Source organism: Shigella sp. FC1544 (genome assembly GCF_001722145.1).
Taxonomy (GTDB): Bacteria; Pseudomonadota; Gammaproteobacteria; order Enterobacterales; family Enterobacteriaceae; genus Escherichia; species Escherichia coli.
Map to the genome: position 1 here is coordinate 1 of NZ_MECT01000358.1, position 827 is coordinate 827.

Below are 827 nucleotides of genomic sequence, written 5' to 3' on the forward strand. Positions count from 1 at the left end.
ACATAATCTGAATCTGAGACAACATCTGGCAAGGCTGGGACGGAAGTCACTGTCGTTCTCAAAATCGGTGGAGCTGCATGACAAGGTCATCGGGCATTATCTGAACATAAAACACTATCAGTAAGTTGGAGTCATCACCTGGAATCGGAAGAGACAAAAGAATTGCAGTTAATGAGGCTATTGCGGCAAATATGGAATTATTATCCACGCAACATATAAGCTTACTGGATAGAATAAAAGGTAATAGCGTAACATTATTCTGCGAGCTGATATTAAATTTCAGAAATGAAATAGAGCGTAGACAATTAAGCACAAACACCATGAAAAGACACAACCAGAGGTTGAAAATCATAAGTGAATACTTTGGTGGTGTTCCGGTTAAAAATATAGGCATAAGGGAGGTGTACAGCTTTCTTGAAATCAGAGCAGCTGGTAGTAAATTTGCTATTGCTAACCAGTACAGGGCGCTTTTATCAGTGAAGTGGCACACTGAATTTGGCCACCTGAACAGAGGTGATATGCTCACCTCAGAACAACACAGGTGCTCCAATGAAAAAAAGAAATTTTAGCGCAGAGTTTAAACGCGAATCCGCTCAACTGGTTGTTGACCAGAAATACACGGTGGCAGATGCCGCCAAAGCTATGGATGTTGGCCTTTCCACAATGACAAGATGGGTCAAACAACTGCGTGATGAGCGTCAGGGCAAAACACCAAAAGCCTCTCCGATAACACCAGAACAAATCGAAATACGTAAGCTGAGGAAAAAGCTACAACGCATTGAAATGGAGAATGAAATATTAAAAAAGGCTACCGCGCTCTTGATGTC

Annotated in this window: 2 protein-coding genes and 1 pseudogene; all 3 read left to right on the forward strand. The window is 41.7% G+C overall.

The features are described 5' to 3' along the window. The coding region (locus tag BGK49_RS16305) for an IS1 family transposase (RefSeq protein ID WP_001680212.1) at nucleotides 1–124 on the forward strand (124 nt) is incomplete at its 5' end. Between the two features lies 1 nt (nucleotide 125). Beyond that, nucleotides 126–569: a hypothetical protein gene (locus tag BGK49_RS31155; protein WP_000446048.1), complete on the forward strand. Its 444-nt coding sequence runs from the start codon at nucleotides 126–128 to the stop codon at nucleotides 567–569. Beyond that, a pseudogene (locus tag BGK49_RS16315) lies at nucleotides 550–827 on the forward strand (transposase); the annotation flags it as partial. The gene BGK49_RS31155 and the pseudogene BGK49_RS16315, both read left to right, overlap by 20 nt.